Source organism: Vogesella indigofera (genome assembly GCF_028548395.1).
Lineage (GTDB): Bacteria > Pseudomonadota > Gammaproteobacteria > Burkholderiales > Chromobacteriaceae > Vogesella > Vogesella indigofera_A.
The window spans coordinates 314,693-335,655 of record NZ_JAQQLA010000001.1 but is presented as its reverse complement, the minus strand read 5'-3'; the positions used below and the strand labels follow the sequence as shown (position 1 = coordinate 335,655).

Annotated in this window: 23 protein-coding genes and 1 tRNA gene; 7 read left to right on the top strand and 17 right to left on the bottom strand. The window is 62.8% G+C overall.

The features are described 5' to 3' along the window. Window positions 1–112: 112 nt before the first annotated feature. The 8 genes from fabF to PQU89_RS01660 form a co-directional block, all read right to left on the bottom strand. Complete coding sequence (gene fabF, locus PQU89_RS01695; protein WP_120810710.1) at window positions 113–1,354, bottom strand: beta-ketoacyl-ACP synthase II; 1,242 nt, start codon at window positions 1,352–1,354, stop codon at window positions 113–115. 167 nt (window positions 1,355–1,521) lie between these two features. After that, window positions 1,522–1,761 carry an acyl carrier protein gene (gene acpP / locus PQU89_RS01690; RefSeq protein WP_047965576.1) on the bottom strand — a complete coding sequence of 80 codons (240 nt, stop codon included), beginning with the start codon at window positions 1,759–1,761 and terminating at the stop codon, window positions 1,522–1,524. A 197-nt stretch (window positions 1,762–1,958) separates the two neighbouring features. Then, entirely contained in the window at window positions 1,959–2,696 is a 738-nt protein-coding gene (fabG, locus tag PQU89_RS01685; RefSeq protein ID WP_272764321.1) for a 3-oxoacyl-ACP reductase FabG, read from the bottom strand. A 48-nt stretch (window positions 2,697–2,744) separates the two neighbouring features. After that, a complete protein-coding gene (gene fabD, locus PQU89_RS01680; RefSeq protein WP_272764320.1) occupies window positions 2,745–3,674 on the bottom strand; it encodes an ACP S-malonyltransferase in 930 nt (309 codons plus the stop codon). A 168-nt stretch (window positions 3,675–3,842) separates the two neighbouring features. Next, the gene (locus PQU89_RS01675) at window positions 3,843–4,802 is read right to left on the bottom strand and encodes a beta-ketoacyl-ACP synthase III (protein ID WP_272764319.1); all 960 of its coding nucleotides are present in this window, start codon (window positions 4,800–4,802) and stop codon (window positions 3,843–3,845) included. Next, on the bottom strand, window positions 4,799–5,845 hold the full coding sequence (gene plsX / locus PQU89_RS01670) for a phosphate acyltransferase PlsX (protein ID WP_272764318.1): 1,047 nt from the start codon (window positions 5,843–5,845) through the stop codon (window positions 4,799–4,801). Before plsX ends, PQU89_RS01675 begins: the two co-directional genes overlap by 4 nt. 62 nt (window positions 5,846–5,907) lie before the next feature. Then, complete coding sequence (rpmF, locus tag PQU89_RS01665; RefSeq protein WP_017509929.1) at window positions 5,908–6,087, bottom strand: 50S ribosomal protein L32; 180 nt, start codon at window positions 6,085–6,087, stop codon at window positions 5,908–5,910. A 30-nt stretch (window positions 6,088–6,117) separates the two neighbouring features. Further along, the gene (locus PQU89_RS01660; RefSeq protein ID WP_272764317.1) at window positions 6,118–6,618 is read right to left on the bottom strand and encodes a YceD family protein; all 501 of its coding nucleotides are present in this window, start codon (window positions 6,616–6,618) and stop codon (window positions 6,118–6,120) included. A gap of 128 nt (window positions 6,619–6,746) precedes the next feature. On the opposite strand from PQU89_RS01660, the gene PQU89_RS01655 reads away from it, so the two are divergent. From PQU89_RS01655 to PQU89_RS01645, 3 genes are read left to right on the top strand one after another with little or no spacing between them, the layout of a single operon-like run. Next, on the top strand, window positions 6,747–7,325 hold the full coding sequence (locus tag PQU89_RS01655; RefSeq protein WP_272764316.1) for a Maf family protein: 579 nt from the start codon (window positions 6,747–6,749) through the stop codon (window positions 7,323–7,325). Then, window positions 7,325–8,029 carry an SAM-dependent methyltransferase gene (locus PQU89_RS01650; RefSeq protein WP_272764315.1) on the top strand — a complete coding sequence of 235 codons (705 nt, stop codon included), beginning with the start codon at window positions 7,325–7,327 and terminating at the stop codon, window positions 8,027–8,029. The genes PQU89_RS01655 and PQU89_RS01650 overlap by 1 nt, the downstream gene beginning before the upstream one ends. A gap of 10 nt (window positions 8,030–8,039) precedes the next feature. Continuing rightward, the gene (locus PQU89_RS01645) at window positions 8,040–8,378 is read left to right on the top strand and encodes a hypothetical protein (protein WP_272764314.1); all 339 of its coding nucleotides are present in this window, start codon (window positions 8,040–8,042) and stop codon (window positions 8,376–8,378) included. Here PQU89_RS01645 and PQU89_RS01640 read toward each other — a convergent pair. Beyond that, window positions 8,365–9,234, bottom strand: coding sequence for a Rossmann-like and DUF2520 domain-containing protein (locus tag PQU89_RS01640; protein WP_272764313.1), 870 nt, complete (start codon window positions 9,232–9,234; stop codon window positions 8,365–8,367). The two genes, PQU89_RS01645 and PQU89_RS01640, sit on opposite strands and share 14 nt — an antisense overlap. A 69-nt stretch (window positions 9,235–9,303) precedes the next feature. Here PQU89_RS01640 and PQU89_RS01635 point away from each other — a divergent pair, with 69 nt between their 5' ends. Both PQU89_RS01635 and PQU89_RS01630 read left to right on the top strand, forming a co-directional pair. After that, a complete protein-coding gene (locus PQU89_RS01635) occupies window positions 9,304–9,873 on the top strand; it encodes a LemA family protein (RefSeq protein ID WP_272764312.1) in 570 nt (189 codons plus the stop codon). 11 nt (window positions 9,874–9,884) lie between these two features. Further along, window positions 9,885–10,766: an EF-hand domain-containing protein gene (locus PQU89_RS01630; protein ID WP_272764311.1), complete on the top strand. Its 882-nt coding sequence runs from the start codon at window positions 9,885–9,887 to the stop codon at window positions 10,764–10,766. A gap of 670 nt (window positions 10,767–11,436) precedes the next feature. Here PQU89_RS01630 and PQU89_RS01625 read toward each other — a convergent pair. The 3 genes from PQU89_RS01625 to PQU89_RS01615 all read right to left on the bottom strand — a co-directional run bounded on the left by PQU89_RS01625 (window position 11,437) and on the right by PQU89_RS01615 (window position 13,536). After that, window positions 11,437–11,808 carry a hypothetical protein gene (locus tag PQU89_RS01625; RefSeq protein WP_272764310.1) on the bottom strand — a complete coding sequence of 124 codons (372 nt, stop codon included), beginning with the start codon at window positions 11,806–11,808 and terminating at the stop codon, window positions 11,437–11,439. Between the two features lie 709 nt (window positions 11,809–12,517). Next, the gene (locus PQU89_RS01620; protein ID WP_272764309.1) at window positions 12,518–12,949 is read right to left on the bottom strand and encodes an SEL1-like repeat protein; all 432 of its coding nucleotides are present in this window, start codon (window positions 12,947–12,949) and stop codon (window positions 12,518–12,520) included. A gap of 497 nt (window positions 12,950–13,446) precedes the next feature. Beyond that, a tRNA-Ser gene (locus PQU89_RS01615) sits at window positions 13,447–13,536 on the bottom strand. 142 nt (window positions 13,537–13,678) lie between these two features. On the opposite strand from PQU89_RS01615, the gene PQU89_RS01610 reads away from it, so the two are divergent. Further along, the gene (locus PQU89_RS01610; RefSeq protein ID WP_272764308.1) at window positions 13,679–14,830 is read left to right on the top strand and encodes a pyridoxal phosphate-dependent aminotransferase; all 1,152 of its coding nucleotides are present in this window, start codon (window positions 13,679–13,681) and stop codon (window positions 14,828–14,830) included. 139 nt (window positions 14,831–14,969) lie between these two features. Here the strand turns inward: PQU89_RS01610 and PQU89_RS01605 are convergent, their stop codons facing one another. The 4 genes from PQU89_RS01605 to PQU89_RS01590 are packed head-to-tail and all read right to left on the bottom strand — an operon-like array spanning window position 14,970 to window position 18,512. Beyond that, window positions 14,970–15,806, bottom strand: coding sequence for a sugar phosphate isomerase/epimerase family protein (locus PQU89_RS01605; protein ID WP_272764307.1), 837 nt, complete (start codon window positions 15,804–15,806; stop codon window positions 14,970–14,972). Continuing rightward, window positions 15,799–17,049, bottom strand: a complete 1,251-nt coding sequence (locus PQU89_RS01600; protein WP_272764306.1) for an NAD(P)/FAD-dependent oxidoreductase — start codon at window positions 17,047–17,049, stop codon at window positions 15,799–15,801. Before PQU89_RS01600 ends, PQU89_RS01605 begins: the two co-directional genes overlap by 8 nt. Before the next feature lie 13 nt (window positions 17,050–17,062). Then, window positions 17,063–17,383 carry a MocE family 2Fe-2S type ferredoxin gene (locus tag PQU89_RS01595; RefSeq protein WP_272764305.1) on the bottom strand — a complete coding sequence of 107 codons (321 nt, stop codon included), beginning with the start codon at window positions 17,381–17,383 and terminating at the stop codon, window positions 17,063–17,065. Window positions 17,384–17,438: 55 nt separating this feature from the next. Next, complete coding sequence (locus tag PQU89_RS01590) at window positions 17,439–18,512, bottom strand: fatty acid desaturase (protein ID WP_272764304.1); 1,074 nt, start codon at window positions 18,510–18,512, stop codon at window positions 17,439–17,441. A gap of 209 nt (window positions 18,513–18,721) precedes the next feature. Between PQU89_RS01590 and PQU89_RS01585 the strand changes: the two genes are divergently transcribed. Further along, window positions 18,722–19,747, top strand: coding sequence for a LacI family DNA-binding transcriptional regulator (locus PQU89_RS01585; RefSeq protein ID WP_272764303.1), 1,026 nt, complete (start codon window positions 18,722–18,724; stop codon window positions 19,745–19,747). A 230-nt stretch (window positions 19,748–19,977) separates the two neighbouring features. Here PQU89_RS01585 and PQU89_RS01580 read toward each other — a convergent pair whose 3' ends face one another. Further along, window positions 19,978–20,916 (bottom strand): sugar ABC transporter substrate-binding protein, encoded by a 939-nt coding sequence (locus tag PQU89_RS01580; protein WP_272764302.1) that lies wholly within the window; start codon window positions 20,914–20,916, stop codon window positions 19,978–19,980. Between the last annotated feature and the right edge of the window lie 47 nt (window positions 20,917–20,963).

The following is a 20,963-nucleotide window of genomic DNA, read 5'->3' as shown; positions in this document are numbered from 1 at the left end:
ACCCGCCATCTTGCGGCAACAGCAACGTCATGTTGGCCGCAAAAAGAAAAGACCGCGCGAGTTTATCGCAGCGGTCTTGGCTGTCAACGGTTTCGACACCGTTTGGCGTGGCTTACACGCGCTTGAATACCAGCGTGCCGTTGGTACCGCCAAACCCGAAGGAGTTGGAGATCGCCACGTCGATTTTCATATCGCGCGCGGTATTGGCGCAGTAGTCCAGATCGCAGCCGCCTTCGATGTCCTGATCGTGCAGGTTGATGGTCGGTGGCGAGACCTGGTTGTGCACCGCCAGAATCGAGTAGATCGCTTCCACACCACCGGCTCCGCCCAACAGGTGGCCGGTCATCGACTTGGTGGAGTTCACTACCAGCTTCTTGGCGTGGTCGCCAAACGCGATCTTCAGCGCGTTGGTTTCGTTGGCATCGCCCAGCGGCGTGGAGGTGCCGTGCGCGTTGACGTAGTGCACGTCTTCGGGATTCAGCTTGGCGTCACGCAGTGCGTTCAGCACGCCGCGGGCCGGGCCTTCCGCGCTCGGCGCGGTGATGTGGTGCGCGTCGGAGCTCATGCCAAAGCCAACCAGCTCGGCGTAGATCTTGGCGCCACGCTTTACCGCGTGCTCGTACTCTTCCAGTACCAGCACCCCGGCGCCCTCGCCCATCACGAAGCCGTCACGGCCCTTGTCCCACGGCCGCGAAGCGGTCGCCGGATCGTCGTTGCGGGTCGACAGTGCCTTCATCGCGGCAAAACCGCCCACCGCCAGGCTGGAGATGGTGCCTTCGGCGCCACCGGCCACCATCACGTCGGCGTCACCGTACTGGATCACGCGCGCGGCGTCGCCAATGCAGTGCGCACCGGTGGTGCAGGCCGACACGATGCCATAGCTCGGACCCTGATAGCCCTTGAGAATGGATACGTGACCGGCAACCATGTTGATCAGCGAGCCGGGGATGAAGAACGGGCCGATCTTGCGGATGCCGCCTTCGTGGCGGGCAACGCCGGTTTCCTCGATCAGCGGCAGGCCACCGATACCGGAACCGATGTTCACGCCAACGCGGGTCTTGTCCAGGCCCGGTACGTCGTCGAGGCCGGAATCAGCCACCGCCTGCAGCGCAGCCGCGATGCCGTAATGGATGAACACATCCATACGGCGCGCGTCTTTCGCCGAAATATACTGGGTAATGTCGAAGCCTTTGACTTCGCCCGCAACCTGGCAGGCAATATCACTGGCATCGAAGCGGGTAATGGTGGTGATACCACTCTTGCCGGCCAGGAGATTGGCCCAGCCACTGCTCACATCGTTGCCGACCGGGGACACATGGCCCAGGCCGGTCACTACTACTCTGCGTTTTGACACAGGGTATCTCCGCGAAAAAAGGGAGGGAATCTCCCGATAGTCCTGAACGGACGGCGCTTAATGGCGAACCATTAAATCAAACGCACGTTTCAGAGCCACTACAGCAAAAGACCTCTGCAGGCGAGCCTAGGCTACACCGGCAGAGGTCCTGGTAAGCCCCGGGGGGATTACTTGTTCAGGTGAGCCGTAACGTAGTCTACTGCTTGCTGAACGGTGGTGATCTTCTCGGCTTCTTCATCCGGGATTTCGCACTCGAACTCTTCTTCCAGTGCCATTACCAGTTCAACGGTATCCAGGGAGTCGGCGCCCAGATCGTCAACAAACGAAGAGTCGATTTTAACTTCGGCTTCGTTCACGCCCAGTTGCTCGGCAACGATCTTTTTAACGCGCGCTTCGATGTTTTCCATTTGTTTAAATCCTTTACCTTTCTGTGTACGGGACAACAAAACCCCGCCATTCTACAAAAAAAACCTGCCCAAGCCTACCGCAGTCACATCATTGCCATGATATTGGCCACGAATCGGCAGTCAGTCCGGCTTTTGACCCGCCAGCATGTTCATGCTGCACTGGCAAAAACCACAAAACTATTCGTTGCCGTTGCCGCTTACGGCATCAGCATGCCGCCGTTCACGTGCAGGGTCTGGCCTGTCACGTAAGCCGCGCGGTTAGATGCGAGGAAATCCACGGCATCGGCGATGTCCTGTGCCGCGCCCAGGCGACCCAGTGCAATCTGTTGTACCAACGCCTCACGCTGCGCTTCCGGCAGCGCGCGGGTCATGTCGGTATCGATGAAGCCCGGTGCCACGCAGTTCACGGTAATGCCGCGGCTACCGACTTCGCGCGCCATCGACTTGGTGAAGCCCATGATGCCGGCCTTGGCGGCGGCATAGTTGGCCTGACCGGCGTTGCCCATCGCGCCGACTACCGAGGCGATGTTGATGATGCGGCCCCAGCGTGCCTTCATCATGCCGCGCATCACGGCCTTGGACGCCTTGAATACCGACTTCAGGTTGGTATCCATGATCGCGTCCCAGTCTTCGTCCTTCATGCGCATCAGCAGGCCGTCGCGGGTGATGCCGGCGTTGTTCACCAGAATCGCCACATCGCCGTACTCCTTGCTGATGGTGTCGACCAGTGCGTCGATGGCACCGTCTTCTCCGACGTTCAGCACCATGCCGACACCGCCCCACTGCGCCAGGCGCTCGCCGATGGCGGCAGCGCCGCCTTCGGAGGTGGCAGTACCGATCACCTTGGCGCCGGCGGCGGCCAAGGTATCGGCGATGGCAGCACCAATGCCGCGCGAGGCGCCGGTAACCAGCGCAACTTTACCTTGCAAACTCATTAGTCTCTCTCCTGCCCGGCCGGCCACATGCGGCCACCCCTGGCGTGTTCATCCCAGCTCGGCGCGAGCGGCTTCCAGCTTGGCGGCATCGGTCAGCGCGTGGCAGTTCACGTTGCCATCGATACGCTTGGCAAGACCGGCCAGCACCTTGCCCGGACCGCATTCGGCCATCAGCACGATGCCACCAGTAGCCAGCTGCTGGATGGTTTCGGTCCAGCGCACCGGGCGATACAGCTGACGCGTCAGCGCGTCGCGGATCTGGTCGGCGTCGTCATAGGCGGCAACGTCGGCATTATGCAGCACCGGAATCTGCGGCGAGTTGATCTGGATCGTGGCCAGTGCCGCGGCCAGCTTGTCGGCGGCAGGCTTCATCAGCGAGCAGTGCGACGGCACCGATACCGGCAATGGCAGCGCGCGCTTGGCGCCTTTGGCCTTGCACAGCTCCATCGCGCGCTCTACCGCAGCCTTGTTACCGGCAATCACTACCTGCCCCGGGGAATTGAAATTCACCGGCTCCACCACTTCACCCTGCGCCGCTTCGGCACAGGCGGCGCGGATGTCGTCGTCGGACAGGTTAAGGATCGCAGCCATCGCGCCCTCACCGGCCGGTACCGCATCCTGCATCGCTTCGGCGCGCAGGCGCACCAGCTTCACCGCGTCGGCAAAATCTAGCGCCCCGGCAGCCACCAGCGCGCTGTACTCGCCTAGGCTGTGCCCGGCGAGGGCAACCGGCAAGGCACCGCCTTGCGCCAGCCAGGCGCGATAGGTCGCAACACCGGCGGCCAGCATCAGCGGCTGGGTATTGACCGTGGCGTTGATCGCCTCCGGCGTCTCCGCCTGCAGCATGGCCCACAGGTCTTCACCAAGGGCGGCCGAGGCTTCGTCAAATGTCTGTTTTACTACCGGCAGGTCGGCAAAGCCGTCCATCATTTTCAGGCTCTGCGAGCCCTGGCCGGGAAAAAGAAAGGCAAACGCCATCTCGGGGTCTCCTTTTGAAACGGGGTGAATGATGACCGCTTGCTGCGATTTATGCAAAAGAAACTGTCAAACGCTCGTATGATCGCCGCAGTTCACTGCAGCTGGACGATGTTTTGACAGTTTCACAGCGCAAGGCGCGACAGGTGCTCCCCTGCCGCGCACAGCACCTTAGAAGCGCAGCAGCACCGCGCCCCAGGCAAAGCCGCCACCGATGCCTTCCAGCAGCACGGTCTGGCCACGCTGGATGCGACCATCGCGCACCGCGCAGTCAAACGCCAGTGGAATGGAGGCCGCCGAGGTATTGCCCTGTTCCGGCAAGGTAACAATCACCTTGTCCATCGACAGTTTCAGATGCTTGGCAGTGGATTCGATGATGCGCAGGTTGGCCTGGTGCGGCACTAGCCAGTCGACATCGGCTTGCGCCACGCCGGCTTCGTCCAGCGTCTTTTCCGCGATGTCGGACAGTGCCTTGACCGCGAACTTGAACACGGCCGGGCCATCCATGTGCAGGTAAGGCATGCCCTGGATCTTGCCGCCGGCGATCTGTGCCGGGGTATTCAGGATGCCCTGATAGCGACCGTCGGCGGCCAGCTTGGCGTGCAGCAAGCCCGGTTCGTCCGATGCCTCCAGCACCATGGCGCCAGCGCCATCGCCAAACAGCACGCAGGTACGGCGGTCATCCCAGTCCAGGATACGGCTCATCAGCTCGGCACCGACCACCAGCACCTTCTTGGCCATGCCGACCTTGATGTAGTTGTTGGCGGTGACCAGCGCGTACATGAAGCCGGCGCACACGGCCTGTACGTCAAACGCAGGAATGCCCGGCACGCCGAGCTTTTCCTGCAGGATGCAGGCGGTACTGGGGAACACCATGTCCGGCGTGGTGGTGGCGACGATGATCAGGTCCAGCTCGCTGGCCTCGATACCGGCGCTTTCAATAGCCTTGAGCGACGCCAGATAGGCCAGGTCACTGGTCTTCTGGTCATCGGCGGCGATGTGGCGCGCACGAATACCAGTGCGAGAGACAATCCACTCGTCACTGGTTTCGACACGTTCAGCCAACATCGCATTCGTCATCAGTAGTTCCGGCAGATAGCTGCCGGTACCGAGAATGCGGGAATAGGTCATGCGCTGTCTTTAGCTTCTGACTCGGATTGCTTGATATTTTGTAATTGAACGGCAACCCGGTCTGCAATGTGACCAATCACGTTGGCGCGAACTTCCTCGCAAGCCTGCTCCAGCGCGATACGAAACCCCAGCGCGTCAGTACCGCCGTGGCTTTTCACCACGATGCCCCGCAGCCCCAGAAAACTGGCGCCATTGTAACGACGGGGATCCACACGGGCCTTGAACAGCTTGAGCACCGGCATCGCGGCCAGGGCGCACAGCTTGGTCCACCACGTGCGGGCAAACTCTTCGCGCAGGAATGTAGAAATCATGTGCGCCAACCCCTCGGAGGCTTTCAGCGCAACATTACCGGTAAATCCGTCGCAGACTACCACATCTACCGTCGATTTGAAGATGTCGTTGCCTTCGACGTTACCGTAGAAATTCAGGCCGGATTCGCGCAGCAGCTCTGCCGCCCGCTTGATCGACTCGGTGCCCTTGATATCCTCGGAGCCGATATTCAACAAGCCGACGCTTGGATTCGTCCGGTGTTCGAGGCTGGCCACCAGTTCTGACCCCATGATACCAAACTGCAACAACTGCTCCGGCGAGCAATCGATGTTGGCACCCAGATCCAGCACGCAGGTATTGCCCTTGACGCCGGGCATCATCTTGGCGATGGCGGGGCGGTCAATACCGGGAATGGTTTTCAGGACAAATTTGGCCGTCGCCATCAGCGCGCCGGTGTTCCCTGCGGAAACCGCTGCCTGCGCCAGGCCTTCTTTGACCAAATTGATCGACACCCGCATCGACGAGTCTTTCTTGTTCTTCAGTGCCAGCTGCGGCGACTCGTCCATCCCCACCACTTCGGAGGCATGACGAACCGTGATGCGCGCGCGCACGGAATCGGGCAGTGCCATCAGCTCGGCTTCGATTGCCGCCTGATCGCCCACCAGTACAAGATTGACATCGGGAGTGTCGCTAAGGAACTGGACAGATGCAGGGACAGTGACCTTGAGGCCAACGTCACCGCCCATTGCATCGACCGCTACGGTGATAGTCATCAACGTGACACGGTAGTTAACCTACCTGTTGTTATGAAGGTAAGGATAATAGTAAGGAGCGATTACTCGCCCTTGGCCTTCACAACCTGGCGACCACGGTAGAAGCCGTTCGGGCTGATGTGGTGACGCAGGTGGGTTTCACCGGTAGTCGGCTCTTTAGCGAGCGACGGAGCGGTCAGAAAATCGTGTGCGCGGTGCATGCCACGCTTGGACGGGGACTTTTTGTTCTGTTGAACAGCCATGGTCGACTCCTAAGGATTCAAGTTAAACGTTCAGGACTTGGATTGCTTCAACACCGCCAATACCGCAAACGGATTAGGCTTGTCAGCCTTGGCGCGCTTCAGTTCATCCGTGTCGCAGTCGTCGTGCATCAACGACAGCGGCAAGCCCATGATAATTTCGTCTTCGATCAGTGCGATAACGTCGAAAGTTTCTTCCGCCAGAATGGCGTCCAGTTCGTCATCGGCCTCTACCGCTGCTTCCAGCTTGTCCTCGCGGGAGAACAGAGTAATCACACCCCCTGCTTCCAGTTCGAACGGCATCGGCGTCAGGCAACGCTGACATTCAACGCTGAGCGTGGCAGACAGACGGTAACGCAGCGAAGGTCGCAGCAGACGGTCCTGAAAACCTTCCACCTCGAATTTCACCACGCCAGCATCGGATGCCAGCAGCTCATGTACGCGCTCGGCGAGCGTCGCAACCGGCCGTTCGTTTTGCAACGAAGCGCCATCGCGGGCAAACGCGAGCGGATCAATCAAAATCGGGTTAGACATAAACCCGGCATGATATTATCAGCGCCATCACTTTGTCAAAACAAACCAGCATACTGACTGCGGCAGCGGCGGCAACAAGCCATTGATGCAACAGGCAGCCTGCACCCTCTTTACCACGGATGACCGATATGCAGATCGTGCTTGCCTCTACCTCTCCCTACCGCCGCGAAATCGTGGAACGCCTCGGCCTGCCGGTCACCGCCGTGGCGCCGGTGTGCGACGAAACCCCGCTTGCGGGCGAAACCGCACTCGACACCGCCGTGCGCCTGGCGCGCAGCAAGGCGATGTCGCTGGCGGAACGCTTCCCGGAGGCGCTAATCATCGGCGGCGACCAGGTGGCACTGCTTGACGGTCAGCAGATCGGCAAGCCCGGTAGTCTCGAAAACGGCGTGGCGATGCTCAAGTGGATGAGCGGCCGCACCGTGGTGTTCCACTCGGCACTGGCGGTTTATAACAGCAAGAGCGGCCACATCCAGGAAGACGTCGGCATCACTAAAGTCACCCTGCGCCAGCTGACCGAACAGCAGATCCGCAACTACCTGACGCGCGAGCCGGACGCGCTCAACTGCGCCGGCAGCGCCAAGAGCGAAACGCTGGGCGGCGCGCTACTGCAAAAGGTGGAAGCCGACGACCCCAACGCGCTGATCGGCGTGCCGCTATTCGCGTTGGTGACCATGTTGCAGAACGAAGGAGTGGAGATCCTGTGATGGCCGGCACCCTGTACCTGATCCCCACCCCGCTGGGCGATGGCGACACTCCGTGGCTACCGGAGGGCGAGCGCGCCCGCGTCACCCACATCAGTCATTTCGTGGTGGAAGCGGAAAAGACCGCGCGCAAGCACCTGAAGCAGCTCGGTGTGAGCACGCCGATCCGCGAGCTGGTGATGAACACGCTGAACGAGCACACCAAGCCGGCGGAAGTCGCCGCGCTGCTGGCACCGTTGGCCGCCGGCCAAGACGTGGGACTGGTATCGGAAGCCGGCTGCCCGGCGGTGGCCGACCCCGGCGCGCAGCTGGTGGCACTGGCGCACGAGAAAGGCTATCGCGTGGAGCCACTGATCGGGCCGTCGTCGATCCTGCTGGCGATGATGGCCAGCGGCGCCAACGGCCAGTGCTTCGCCTTCCACGGCTACCTGCCGGTGGACGCCGCCGAGCGCGCCAAAGCGATCAAGGCGCTGGAACTGCGATCCAAACAGAACAACGAAACCCAGCTGTTCATCGAGACGCCGTACCGCAACAACGCGCTGCTGCAACAGCTGCTCGAGACGCTGGCACCGGCCACCCGCCTGTGCGTGGCCGCCGACCTGACCGCGCCGACGCAGACCATCGTCAGCCGGCTGGTGAAGGACTGGCCGAAACAGACGCCGGACTTCCACAAGCGCCCGGCGATTTTCGTGATTCACGCCAGCTAAGGCAGCAAGCGTGGCCGCCAGCGCACACCTCCGCTTCTACCACCCCACCCTGCCCGAGCGTCAGGTGGGCAGCGGCTTCAACTGGCTTGCCGTAATCACGCCCACGCTGTGGGCGTTGAGCGAAGGGCTGAGCTGGCACGCGCGCTGGCTGCTGCTGTCCGAGTTCGCCTTTGCCGGGCTGCTGCTGGCCAGCCGCCCGGTGGAGCTTCCACTCGTCTGCCTGCCGTACTTGGCACGCAATATCTGGGTGGCGCGCAAGGGAGTGCAGTGGCTGATCGCCAGCCTGTTACGCCAGGGTTATCGCCAGGCACCATCCGACTCTGTCACCACACCACTCACGCCGCGCTGAATCCGGCTTGCAGCACCTGACACAACGCCGCTTGGGCTGATTCATCCAGCCGCGCTGCGGCCAACCTTGCCGTCGCCACGCCCAGTGCGCAGTACAGTGCGTCGTCCGTCGCCAACAACACCTGCCGGTGGCGCGCCACGGTGCCGGCATCGCCACGCGCGATGGGGCCGGTCAGCGCCGCCGCTGGCCCCAGCGCCAGAGTGTTGTCCAGCGTCTGCCGCATCAGCCCGCCCAGCACCGCGGCGGCGATGTCGTCCGTCATGCCGGCCTGTGCCGCCACCCGCGCCGCCAGATCATGCAGTGTCACCAGGTAATTCGAGGCAATCGACAGCGCGGCGTGGTAGGCCGCCTTGCCGCCCGGAGCCAGCACGAAGGGCACGCCGCCGATGTCTGCGGCCAACCTTTGCAACAACGGCAATGCCGCCGCGTCGCCCTCCAGCGCACAGCGGGTACCGGCAAAGCCGGCCACCGCGCGCGCCGGATCGGCAAAGGAAAACGCCGGATGCAGGCTGGCGCAGTGCATGCCCTGCGCCGCCAGTGGCGCCAGCAAGGCCGCCTCGCCGACACCGCTGGCGTGACACACCACGCTGCCGGCGGCAATCACCCCCGCCGTCGCCAGCGCGGCGGCCACACCGGCAATCTCGCCGTCCGGCACCGCCAGCAGAGTGATGTCGGCCGCCGGCAAGTCCGCCAGCGTCGTCAGCGCCACGCCGGCGCCGACAAAGTCACGCGCCGCCAGCGCCGACGCCTGACTGCGGCACAGCAGCGCGCCGATGCGGTAGCGGCCGCTATCGTGCGCCAGCCGCGCCACGCTCTTGCCCAGACGCCCGCCACCGACAATATTGAGAGAAGTCATCTCGCCCCTTTCTTGACACCCGCCAGCGCTGCGGTGACGATGGCATCGAATTTCAAAGGACACCCGCTCATGCCATTTTTCCTGTTCGTTTCTGCATTCGTGGTGCTGCTTTTCTACGGCATCCTGCTCTACAACGGCCTGGTGCGCCTGAAGCACGAGGTCAGCAAGAGCTGGGCCAATATCGACGTGCTGCTGAAACAGCGCCACGACGAGATCCCCAAGCTGGTCGATATCTGCCGCCACTACGGCCAGTTCGAGCAGGACACCCTGACGCAGGTAATGGAAGCGCGCGCCGCGATGTCGGAGGCCGCCCGCGCCGGCAACGTTGGCCGCATCGGCGAACTGGAAGGCCAGCTGCGCGGCCTGCTCGGCCAGATTTTCGCGGTAGCCGAAGCCTATCCGGAACTGAAGGCCGACGTGCAGTTCCGCCACCTGGCACAGCGTATCAGCCAGCTGGAAGACGGCATTGCCGATCGCCGCGAACTCTACAACGAAGCGGTCAACAACAACAACGTGCGCATCGAGCAATTCCCCGACGTGTTCGTCGCCAACCTGTTCGGCTTCCGCACTGCGCGCGCGCTGCGTTTTGCCGAAGCGGAAAAACGCGACGTCGACGTTAAGGCGCAGTTCGAACGCTGAGCCACCCCACCATGAGCCTGCTCGCGGCGCTGCAACAGCGCTACGCCTCGCTGCTGCCCTACCTGTTGCTGCCCCTGCTGGCCTGGCAACTAGAAGAACTGCCGCCGCGGCTGCTGCCGGCGGCCGGCGCCCTGTTCGGCGTGGCACTGTGGCTGTACTTCTACCGCCAGTACCGCCACGTGGCCGACACCCCGACCACCACCTCGCAGGCGGCGGCGCAGGGTTATTGCGAATGTTTTGGCGAGGCGGCGGCGCTGGACGGCCCGCCGCTGGTGACACCGTTTGGCGGCATGCGCTGCGTGTGGTACCAGGCGGAGCGGCGCCCCAACGGTCGCCAGCAAGGCCCGCGACGCAGCGAACGCCTGCGCAGCGACGACTCGTTCCGGCTGCTGGACCGTCGCGGCGAGATCATCGTGCAGCCGGCCGGCGCCAGCATCGAGACCCGCCACCAGCGCAGCTGGCACGACGGCGACGACGTGCTGAGCGAGCGCTGGATCGCCATCGGCGACCCGCTGTACACGCTGGGCGAGCTGCGCAGCCTCGGCGGCCAACCGGACCGGCAGGCCTTTCGCGACGACCTGCAGCTGACGCTGAACGAATGGAAACAGGATCCGGCGCAACTGCTGCGCCGTTTCGATAAGGACGGCGACGGCACGCTCAGCAGCGAGGAGTGGGAACGCGCCCGCCAAACCGCCCACGGCGAGGTTGGCCGCAACCACCGCGCACTGGCCGCCATCCCGCTCAGTCATCACCTACAACGCCCCACCGACCGTCGCCCCTTCATCATCAGCTGGCGCTCGCCACAGGACACCGCCAGCGCACTGCGCTGGCTGGCATGGAGCCACGCCGTCTGCGCACTGCTGGCGACGTTGTGGCTGGCGCGCAGCAGCTAGCTGCCAAACACGTTCCCCTGACCTACGCAGGCGGCGCGTTGGGCATCACGCAGTCAGGCGAAGCAGAAGGAAGAAGGCTGTTTCTTTCCGGAAAGCAGCCCCGACAGTGCTTATCTCGTCACTGGGTCGATCTTCAGATGGTTTTTTGGAGAGCGCATTACGCGCACCGGAGCGCTTAACCCGGGTGCCGACCGACTGGCCGACAGCGGGTAACCTCCATTGAATTCAGCGCCTTGCGCGGGCGGCACGGCGTGATTGCTCAGAAGGCAAAGAAGGGATTCTGGCAGGCGATTATCGCGGCGACAGCCGCAGCCTCCCCAGAAAAACAAAAAAGCCCTTGATTGCTCAAGGGCTTAGATGCTGGTCTGGCGGAGAGGGAGGGATTCGAACCCTCGGTACGCTCGCACGTACGCCTGATTTCGAGTTAGGTGGCAAATTCAATATTTTCAGTAGCTTATCCGATTTTTTCTTCTACAAAAATGCTTTGTAATAAGCCGTTACAGCCTTATTTTGCTAGGGTGTGGCTGTTTTTTGTAGAAGGGTGGGCATGCCTTCTGTAGTGGAGGCCGTATCGGCCGAGAATCTTCTGTCGGCAGCTTGCGCCCCCAAGCAGACGTTTACCTACAAGGAAAGCGGACCACTAACAATTGGATTCAAAATGATCTAGGCATTAGCCATGTACAAACACCTTGTAGTTCTTGCCCCTGTCATCAGACGTGGCAACAATAACTTCGCGACCATCTCTTACCAGACGAAATCTGAGATGCACCTCTGACAATGCAGAGGGATTGATTCTGTGATGCTCCATGTGCTTGGGTAACCATTCTTTCCAGTAACCAATAGACTTGTAGAGCCTCACCGGATATTCACCAGGCGGTGAAATGTGACCCGTAGAGAAATTAATTTCGAGTTCATGCCTAGGAGCTTGAAAGGCCAGCTCGGTCAACACGTCAATGATGTATTCGTCATCGATGTAATTCATGGAGCTTACGAAGGAGTGGCCAAAGTTGTGAAGCATGGCATTAATGTGTTTGTACTTCATTGAATTATTATCCCTGCATACTGTGACGCCCGCTAATCACGACGTGCGCCAAATGGCTGCTTCTGACCGGCTGCGGTCAACAACCCCATGGCAGTAGTCGACACTAAGCTGTATTTGGCGGCTTCAAGAAGCAGGCGTTCAGGAACGGGGAGCTAGCCATGGTGTTACAACGGCCCCAATGTCTCCGCAATCGGAAGCCCCCAAGGGTCATGCCCATCTATGGAGTAGAACTCAAGCTGTGAAAGCGCTCCAGCTTTCTCAAGCAGCACAACTGCAACTAGCCCTCCGGAGCTATCTCTTCCTGCCATAGTCGCAATGTCTGTCTCGGTGTCGCCGGCCTCGTAGGCTTGAAAAAAGACAGTTGGACAAATGCCACAACCGCATCGGCCTACTACGTTGAGCGCATCTACTTGCCCCGAAAACCTTGGTGACAGTTCGCGAATAAGCCGCTCCACAATAACTCGCTCCTGAGTGCTCAACGGACGAGAATCTGTGGGCATGAAGAATGGGAATGAAGACTGGGTATCCATGCCTAGCAGTTAATAAACTGAAAGCTCCGTCAGTATATTGTTAAAAATTTGGGTGGAACACGGTCGCAGAACCTTTGCTTGTCCGCTATCCAGCATAGTTATCGACTATCCGCTCTTGGTCGAGTGCAGCCGTAGGCTGGTGCAAGGTACCCCGGCCAGGAGCCGGCATTGGTTAGGCATCACCTCTCCTCAAGCCACGAGATTAGTTGTCGAATCTGAGCGATGATTTCGTTAGTGTCACCGTCGGTCCGACCGATCCTGTCATAGCGACGAAGCGCTTCACGGCAGTAGCCGAGGGCGAGTTCGGGACTCTCTATAGCATACGTGTGACAAAGGTGATAGGCAGCCTCCTCGTGCCCGGCTTTTTCAGCAGGCAGCCAGTACTGCTGAATGGCCCGCTCCTTGTTCTGCTTCACACCCCAGCCCATGAAGTAGAGGAAGCCCAGGTTGTTCTGGGCATCGACCCGTAGGTACTCAAGTTCCTTAGGGATGTCTTGTAGATCCACGAGCGCCTGCCATTGATCAAGTGCGCTCGAGTACTCTTTGGCCCTAAAGTAGCTTGTACCCTTGTAGAACCTACACTCCGGATGTGTTTCAGCCAACGCTTCCAACTTGGACTCTTGGCATGGGCTGGCATTGGCGACCGTGGCGACTATGCCGAAGGCCAACGAAAGAACGGCTCTGGGTATACGCATTTTGAAGATGGCTAACAGGGTTTAGACGATTCACCTGCGAGCGAAAAGCTGATCATTAACGAACCGCTGAGCCTTGACATCACAGTCTGACTGCTCAGGAGCACCAACCGAAATGGCCGCTTGTGGCCGATAGCTGCCATGATAGCGCATTGGCATGACTGATAAGAACTTAAGGGCGAGTGATTGGGTGCATGCAAAGCATTGATTTTTCTCGCTGTCTGTGCCTGATGCATGCTCCTGACTGATTTTCAGCGAACATTTTCTTGAAAATCAAAGCCTTGAAAGGTGGCCACAAACGGTTTTTGTAGAACATTTGTAGATTTTGCAGAATGGAATCAGGGACGGAAACCGGCGTTTCCTGAGAAGGGCAAAACAAAAAAGCCCTTGATTGCTCAAGGGCTTAGATGCTGGTCTGGCGGAGAGGGAGGGATTCGAACCCTCGGTACGCTCGCACGTACGCCTGATTTCGAGTCAGGTACATTCGACCACTCTGCCACCTCTCCGACTCAGGCTGCGCATTGTAGATATCGAATCTTGATCTGTCAAGCGTATTTCATGAATATTGGTGCACGGCGGTGGCTGCGGCATACTGGCTGTCGATGATGCGCCGTGCTGCGCGTCGATAACTTCAACAAAGGGATTGCCGTGAAACTGTCAAAACGCCTGTCTGCCATTGCCCCGTTCCAGGTGATGGCGATTCTGGAAAAGGCCCGCGCCTTGCAGACGGCCGGTCATGATGTGATCCACCTGGAAGTGGGCGAGCCGGACTTCGCCACGCCGCAGGCCATCGTCGATGCCGGACGTGCGGCGCTGGCGGCGGGACATACCTATTACACCGCGGCGCAGGGACTGGCCGAGCTGCGCCAGGCGATTGCCGCGTTCTACCAGTCGCGCTTCGGTGTGACGGTGGCGCCGGAGCGCATCATCGTCACGCCGGGTGCGTCCGGCGCGCTGCAGATTGCCTTGTCGCTGCTGGTGGACGAGGGAGACGGTGTGCTGATGGCCGATCCGACCTACCCGTGCAACCGCCACTTCGTCAGCCTGCTCGGCGGCGTGCCGCAGGCGGTGCCGGTCGGCGCTGCGACGCGTTACCAGTTGCTGGCCGACGAGCTGGACGCCAACTGGCAGCCGAACACGGTGGCGGCGATGGTGGCCACACCGGCCAACCCGACCGGCACCGTGCTCAGCCGCGACGAGATCGCCGCGCTGGCCGAGCGCTGTCGCGCCCGTGGCGGTGCACTGATCGTGGACGAGATCTACCAGGGGCTGACCTATGGCGCCGATTCGTTCTCGGCCTTGCAACTGGCAGACGACGCCTTCGTGATCAACAGCTTCTCCAAATATTTCCAGATGACCGGCTGGCGACTGGGCTGGCTGGTGGTGCCACCAGCCTATGTCGAGCCGGCGATCCGACTGGCGCAGAACCTGTTCCTGTGCCCGCCAGCGGCGGCGCAGCACGCCGCGCTGGCGGCGTTCCAGCCGGCGGTGCTGGACGTCCTGGAAAGCCGCCGCGCCGAATTTGGCCGGCGGCGGGATTTCCTGCTGCAGGTGTTGCCGACGCTGGGCTGGCGCATCGACGCGGTGCCGGATGGCGCCTTCTACGTCTACGCAGATGTGTCGGCGGTGACGCCCGACAGCTTTGCCTACTGCCAGCGCATGCTGGACGAGGTCAAGGTGGCGATCACACCGGGGGCGGACTTCGGCAACAACCGCGCCGGCAGCTATGTGCGCGTCGCCTACACCACCGGTATTGACCGCCTGGCCGAGGCGGTGGCACGCATGAAGACGGTGCGCTAGCGCCGCAAACCGCTAACCCAGAAAGCGCCACCGGACTGACGCTACGCAGCAAACGCCAGGGCCGGCAAACTGCCGGCCCCGGCCTGAGGGTGATGACTCATAGACCTGCGGCAGGCCGATGACACCCTGGCCTGCCCCGCTACACCGCCACCTCCCGCCACAGTTGCTGGACGATAGCTTTCAGCTGCAGCGACTCCTGCCAGCGGTCGGTGATGTCCAGCCCGTCGGCACCGGTAATGGCATACGGCGCCGGCCCCAGCTCGCAGGTGAACGACAGCGTGTCACCCGCCGCCGCGCGCGCTCGCCAGCTGTGCATGCCGTAGCGCCACCAGTGCTGGAACTGCTGCAGCCACGGCTGGTGCTGGGCAAAGCGCAGCGGCACCTGCACCTGGTGGCCGTTGGACACCCGGCCGTGAAAGCCCCAGCTGTGATCCAGAATGGTGTGCATCTGCTGCTGATCCGCCGCTGCCGGCGGCAGTGGCAGCTCGCGCGCCACCACGTAGTGCGACAGGTCGGCCAGCAGCTTGAGGTCGGGCAGCTGCTCTAGCACGTCCAGCGTGAACAGCAGGTCGTTGGTCAGCCGGTAGCGGTGGGTTTCCACCAGCACCGGGAAGTCCACCTGCTCCGCCAGCCGCTGCCAGCCTTCCAGCACGCGGATCGCCTCGCGCAGCGTGCGCGGGCGCAGGTCGGCCTGGATGGTGATGTGGTGGCAGCCAAACTCGCTACCCAGCTCCAGCGCCGGCTGCAGGCCGTCGATGTCGGTGGGGAACACCTGGCCCTCGGCCTGCAGGCCCAGCTCCCGGGCGCTGGCCGCCAGCCGCTGCACGTGAGCGCGCCGGTAGTAGTGGTCGGTAAAGCCGTCGAAGCCGGCGGCGGCCAGCTGCTGCAGGTTGTCCTCCACGCTGGCGGTGTGGCCGTGGGGATGGATGCCTTCCATCGCCCACATCGATTGAAAGATCAGCAACGGCTTAGACACTGGTCACTCCTTTGAGCAGGGATTTCAGGCTGCAGGCCGGGTCGGCCAGCGCGGCGGCGGGCAGCGCCTTGCCGCTGCGGATCAGCATCTCCGCCAGCTTGATGTCGCGGGCGATGCTGTTGCCGGCACCCCAGCCGCAGGCGCCCTGCAGGCGCTCCGCCGCATCGAGGTAGAACAGCAGCACGCCGTCATCCGGCAGCGCACGGGTCACACAGTTGGCCGCAGCCTGCAGCTGGCCGGCCAGTTGCAGGCTGTGGTCGAACTGGTCGGACCAGAACCACGGCAGCGCGGCATAGGCGTCGTCGGCGCCCAGCAGGGTGCGCGCCACGTGGCGGCCCTGTTCCTCGGCGTTGCGCCAGGTTTCCAGCCGCTGCGGCTGGCCGCTGACGGGACAGGGAAACTCGCAGGCGTCGCCCACCGCGTAGATCTGCGCGTCGCTGGTGCGCAGCCGGGCATCGACGCGGATGCCGTTGCCCACCGCCAGCCCGGCGGCGGCGGCCAGCTCGGTGTTGGGCTGGATGCCGATGCCGACCAGCACCGTGTCGCAGGCCAGCAGCTCGCCATCGGCCAGCTCTACCGCGCTGACGCTGCCGTCGCCGCGGAAAGCCGCGATCTGGCAGCCAAGGCGCACTTCCACGCCACGTGCGCGGTGCAGCGCCAGCAGTTTTTCGGAAATCAGCGGCGGCAAGGCGCGTGCGGCCAACCTGTCGCCGGCTTCCAGCACCGTCACTGCGCAGCCCAGCTGCCGCGCGCTGGCGGCCACTTCCAGCCCGATGAAGCCGCCGCCCACTACCAGCAGCCGCTGCCCGGCCTGTAGCCGTGGCCGCAGCGCGGCGGCGTCGTCCAGCGTGCGCAGCAGCTGCACGCCGGCGAGATCAGCTCCCGGCAAGCTGGTCTGGCGCGCGCGGCCGCCGGTGGCCAGCAGCAACCGGTGGTAATCCAGCTCGCGGCCGTCGTGCAGGCAAATGCGCCGCGCTTGCGGCTGGATGGCGGCGACGCGCACGCCGGCCAGCCGCTCGATGGCTTGTGCCTGGTACTGCTCGGCGCAGCCGATGTGGCAGGCGTCCGCCGGCTGACTGTCCAGCAGCAGCTGCTTGGACAGCGCCGGACGCTCGTACGGCAGGTGCGGCTCGTCGCCGATCAGCAGCAGGCGGCCGGCGTAGCCCTGTTCGCGCAGCGCCAGCGCGGCGCGGCCGCCGGCATGGCCGGCACCGACGATGATGATGGGGGCGGGATGGCTCATGGTGCGGCTCCGTTCAGGCATCGGCCAGCGCAATCCACACCCGGCCGCCTTCCAGCTTGACCGGGTAGGTCTGCAGGTTGACACACACCGGCGCGCCCAGCGCCTTGCCGCTGCGGTAGTCGAAGCGGCCGTTGTGCTTCGGGCATTCGATGATGTGGTCCATCACCAGGCCGTCGGCCAGGTGCACCTTCTCGTGGGTGCAGGTGCCGGCGGTGGCGTAGAACTGGTCATCCGGCGCGCGGTAGATGGCATAGGTGCGGCCGGCGTGGTCGAAGCGCAGTACGTCTTCCTGCTCGATGTCATCGACATCACAGGCGGCGGTCCAGTGGCTCATGGTGGGGCTCCTCGGGGTGGGTGTCGCCGGCGCGGGCCGGCGCTGTTGTCGGTGTTCAGGCGTAGCTGCGTACGGCTTCAGGGTTGGCCGCAACGCCGTGACTGGCAGGCAGTGGCGGCAGCTGGCGCGGGATGGTGTAGCCGGGGTCGCTGCGCTGGCGCCACAGCGCCGGAATGATCTCGCGGTAGGCGTCGGCCAGGCCGGGGTGGGCCGGCGGGCACTGGTCCTTGATCAGCGCGTGCAGCTTGGGCAGGTTGTAGAACGGCACCATCGGGAACATGTGGTGCTCCACGTGGTAGTTCATCTTCATGTACAGGAAGGCGAACAGCGGGTTAAAGATCACTGTACGGGTGTTCAGGCGGTGGTCCAGCACGTCCTCGGCCAGGCCAGCGTGCTGGGTGATGTTGAACACCTGGGTCAGCGGCGAGCCGTAGAAGCGCGGCAGCACGATGAACATTGCCGGCAGGATGCTGCCGCTGTAGATGCAGGCGGCGATGGTGGCGGCGAAGATCAGCGTGTACACCTGGCTGGCGCGGATCATGCGGCCAACCTCGGACGCCGGCACGAAGGAGCGGGTGGCGCTGCTGACGCTGCCGAAGGCGTGGCGGATGGTGCGCAGCAATTCGATGCTGCCGGACTTGAGGAAGAAGAAGTCGGCGAATAGCCCGGCCAGTTTTACCGGGCGCGGAAAGGCGATTTCGCGGTCGTTGCCGACGATGATGGTGTCGGTATGGTGGCGGGCGTGGCTCCAGCGCCAGAACACGGTTTCATGCAGCGCCAGGAAGGAGGTGAGCTGGAAGAAGAAGGTGTTCAGCCAGCCGCTGCGGAACGGTGTGCCGTGCGACAGCTCGTGCGAGCCGTGCTCGCCGGCGGAATACAGCAGCCCGTACAGCAGGAAGGCCGGCACCGCCCACGGTGTGCCCCAGGCGTGGTAGGCCAGCACGCCGCTGCCGAGCAGCAACGCCAGCCAGCTGCCCAGGTATTTCAGCGCCTGCCAGTCGTCGCGCTGCATCAGCTGCTTCATCTGCTTGCGGTCTACCTGGCAGGCAAACCACTGTGCCGAGACCAGCCCTTTGGCGGCGGCTTCTTGGCCGCACGGCCCTTCGAGACTGTAGTCCCGTGCTTTCATGTTTTTTATCATTTTTCATCATCCTCCTGTGTTTGTTTGTCTAGATGAAGCGGCCGCGACAACTTGTTGCCGATCAAGGCTTTTGCTCGGTAAATCGAGTATAATCAGCAACGTGAAAGGCACAATCCTGATGCCTCATTTTGCATCAGCCGCTATCACAACATCCTGTGATGGCTTTGATAAAAAACCTCATGATGGAGGGCAGCGGCATGGGTCCGACAATGACGGATGTGGCCAGAGAGGCCGGGGTGGGGCTGGCCACGGTGGACCGGGTGATCAACAAGCGCGCCAGCGTCAGCCAGGAGACGGCGGAGCGGGTGCTGGCGGCGGCCGAGAAGCTGGGCTTTCGCCGCGCCAGCCTGATCCGCGACCGGCTGGACGAGCGCACCGCCGGCTACCGGCTGGGCTTTATCCTGCAAAAGAGCAGCACCCACTTCTACAGCGAGCTGGGTAGCGTGCTGGAGGCGACGACCCGGACGCAAATGCAGCCCGCCGGCAAGGCGCTGGTGGCGTTTCTGGACGAGCTGACCCCGGAACACGTGGTGGCCAAGCTGTACGAGCTGGGCAAGAAGGTGGACGCCATTGCGCTGGTGGCGGCCGATCACCCGCTGGTCAGCCAGGCCATCGACGACATCACGGCGCGCGGCATCCCGGTGTTCGCGCTGATTTCCGACCTCACCGCCGTCAGCTGCAGCGGCTATGTCGGCATCGACCACCGCAAGGTTGGCCGCACCGCGGCGTGGGCCATTTCCACCATCAGCCCGGCGCCGGGCAAGGTGGGGGTGATCGTCGGCAGCCACCGCTACCTGTGCCAGGAGCAGAGCGAGATGAGCTTCCGCTCCTATTTCCGCGAGTTCGCGCCGCAGTTCCAGGTGCTGGAAACGCTGATCAGCCTGGAAGACATCCACCTGGCGCAGTCGGCAACGCTGGAGCTGCTGAAGCAGCACCCGGACCTGACCGGCATTTATATCGCCGGCGGCGGCATAGAGGGCGTGCTGCAGGCGCTGAAGGACGGCAATCCGCCGCCGGGGCTGGTGACGGTGTGCCTGGACCTGACCGCGGTGACGCGGCAGGCGCTGATTGAGCGGCGCATCAACATGGTGCTGTCGCATCCGCAGGAGTGGCTGGCCAGCCGGCTGGTGGAGGCGATGGTGGCCGCCATTCAGGACAAGGCGGCGCGCGGCTCGCTGCAGAACAGCCTGCCGTTCATCACCTACACCCCGGCCAACGTGTAGCGAACCTGGGCCGACAAGCCCGGCCGGCCTGTCACCGCGCCGCAACGGCCACCGCATCCCGCCGCACGACGCGGGCGACCAAGCGGCGGGCCAGATGCTGGCGCCAGCGCGGACGTCGGCACCCGCAAAAAAGGGCACCCCATCGGGGTGCCCAGGCTTACCAAGCGGGAGACAACAACTGCTGACGACACCAGCACCAGCCGCCGCGCGGGCGGGCCTGGCGCCGCTCGTCAATTACGACTCTGATAGTTCTTGTAATTGGCCGCGGTCACCAGCTCGTACGGCACCCAGATCATGCTGGGCACCTTCTCGCCGGCCGCCAGCCGGATCGCCGCATCCACCGCGCCCTTGCCCTGGGCTGCGGCGTCCTGGAATACCGTTACCTTCATGTCGCCAGTCTTCATCGCGTTCAGCGCATCCTGAGTGGCGTCGATGCCGGCGACCACGGTCTTGTCCAGCTTGCCGGAAGACTTCAGCGCCTGGATCGCGCCCAGCGCCATTTCGTCGTTGTTGGCCACTACGGCATCGAACTTCAGGCCGGCGGTCATCCAGTTCATCACCAGATCGCGGCCTTCGGTACGCGACCACTTGGCGGTCTGCTTTTCCACCACCTTGATGCCGTTGCACGGCGCCTTGGCCATCACCTCTTCCGCGTACTTGGTGCGCAGCCGCGCCTCCTGCGTGGCCAGGTCGCCCATCATGATCACCACGCTGCCCTTGCCGTTGAGCTGGCGGCACACCTCTTTCATCTGAATGGTGCCGGACACCGAGTCATCCGAGCCGACAAACGCCACTTTCGGCGGCAGGGTCTTGTCGGTGGGCATGCGGTTGACGAACACCAGCGGGATGCCGGCCGCCTGCGCCAGCTTGGTGATCTTGGGCGTGGTGCTGGTATCCACCGCGCTGACCACGATGGCGTCCACCTTCTGCGCGATGAAATTCTGCACCTGGCTGATCTGGCGGCCAACGTCATTCTGCGCGTCCTCCAGCTGCAGGTTCACCCCCTTCTGGCTGGCGGCGTAACTCTTCATGTTGTTGCGCAGAATGGTCAGGAAATTGTTGTCGAAGGTAGCCATGGTCACGCCCAGCCGGGCGGCGGAGGCCGGCATGGCCTGCATGGCAAGGGAAACCAGCACTACCGAACCTGCATGCTTGATGAAACGTTTCATTGGTGTATCTCCTGTGTTTTATTAATACCACCGATACCTGCCGTCTC

Excerpts from the sequence above, each read along its gene's own strand:
- PQU89_RS01625 (WP_272764310.1), bottom strand. The coding sequence starts at position 11,808 with ATGAAGTACAAACACATTAATGCCATGCTTCACAACTTTGGCCACTCC.
- PQU89_RS01640 (WP_272764313.1), bottom strand. The coding sequence starts at position 9,234 with ATGACTTCTCTCAATATTGTCGGTGGCGGGCGTCTGGGCAAGAGCGTG.
- PQU89_RS01635 (WP_272764312.1), top strand. The coding sequence starts at position 9,304 with ATGCCATTTTTCCTGTTCGTTTCTGCATTCGTGGTGCTGCTTTTCTAC.
- PQU89_RS01595 (WP_272764305.1), bottom strand. The coding sequence starts at position 17,383 with ATGAGCCACTGGACCGCCGCCTGTGATGTCGATGACATCGAGCAGGAA.
- plsX (WP_272764318.1), bottom strand. The coding sequence starts at position 5,845 with ATGACTATCACCGTAGCGGTCGATGCAATGGGCGGTGACGTTGGCCTC.
- fabG (WP_272764321.1), bottom strand. The coding sequence starts at position 2,696 with ATGAGTTTGCAAGGTAAAGTTGCGCTGGTTACCGGCGCCTCGCGCGGC.
- PQU89_RS01585 (WP_272764303.1), top strand. The coding sequence starts at position 18,722 with ATGGGTCCGACAATGACGGATGTGGCCAGAGAGGCCGGGGTGGGGCTG.
- PQU89_RS01580 (WP_272764302.1), bottom strand. The coding sequence starts at position 20,916 with ATGAAACGTTTCATCAAGCATGCAGGTTCGGTAGTGCTGGTTTCCCTT.
- PQU89_RS01630 (WP_272764311.1), top strand. The coding sequence starts at position 9,885 with ATGAGCCTGCTCGCGGCGCTGCAACAGCGCTACGCCTCGCTGCTGCCC.
- PQU89_RS01675 (WP_272764319.1), bottom strand. The coding sequence starts at position 4,802 with ATGACCTATTCCCGCATTCTCGGTACCGGCAGCTATCTGCCGGAACTA.
- PQU89_RS01660 (WP_272764317.1), bottom strand. The coding sequence starts at position 6,618 with ATGTCTAACCCGATTTTGATTGATCCGCTCGCGTTTGCCCGCGATGGC.
- fabD (WP_272764320.1), bottom strand. The coding sequence starts at position 3,674 with ATGGCGTTTGCCTTTCTTTTTCCCGGCCAGGGCTCGCAGAGCCTGAAA.
- PQU89_RS01655 (WP_272764316.1), top strand. The coding sequence starts at position 6,747 with ATGCAGATCGTGCTTGCCTCTACCTCTCCCTACCGCCGCGAAATCGTG.
- rpmF (WP_017509929.1), bottom strand. The coding sequence starts at position 6,087 with ATGGCTGTTCAACAGAACAAAAAGTCCCCGTCCAAGCGTGGCATGCAC.
- PQU89_RS01650 (WP_272764315.1), top strand. The coding sequence starts at position 7,325 with ATGGCCGGCACCCTGTACCTGATCCCCACCCCGCTGGGCGATGGCGAC.
- PQU89_RS01590 (WP_272764304.1), bottom strand. The coding sequence starts at position 18,512 with ATGAAAGCACGGGACTACAGTCTCGAAGGGCCGTGCGGCCAAGAAGCC.
- acpP (WP_047965576.1), bottom strand. The coding sequence starts at position 1,761 with ATGGAAAACATCGAAGCGCGCGTTAAAAAGATCGTTGCCGAGCAACTG.
- PQU89_RS01600 (WP_272764306.1), bottom strand. The coding sequence starts at position 17,049 with ATGAGCCATCCCGCCCCCATCATCATCGTCGGTGCCGGCCATGCCGGC.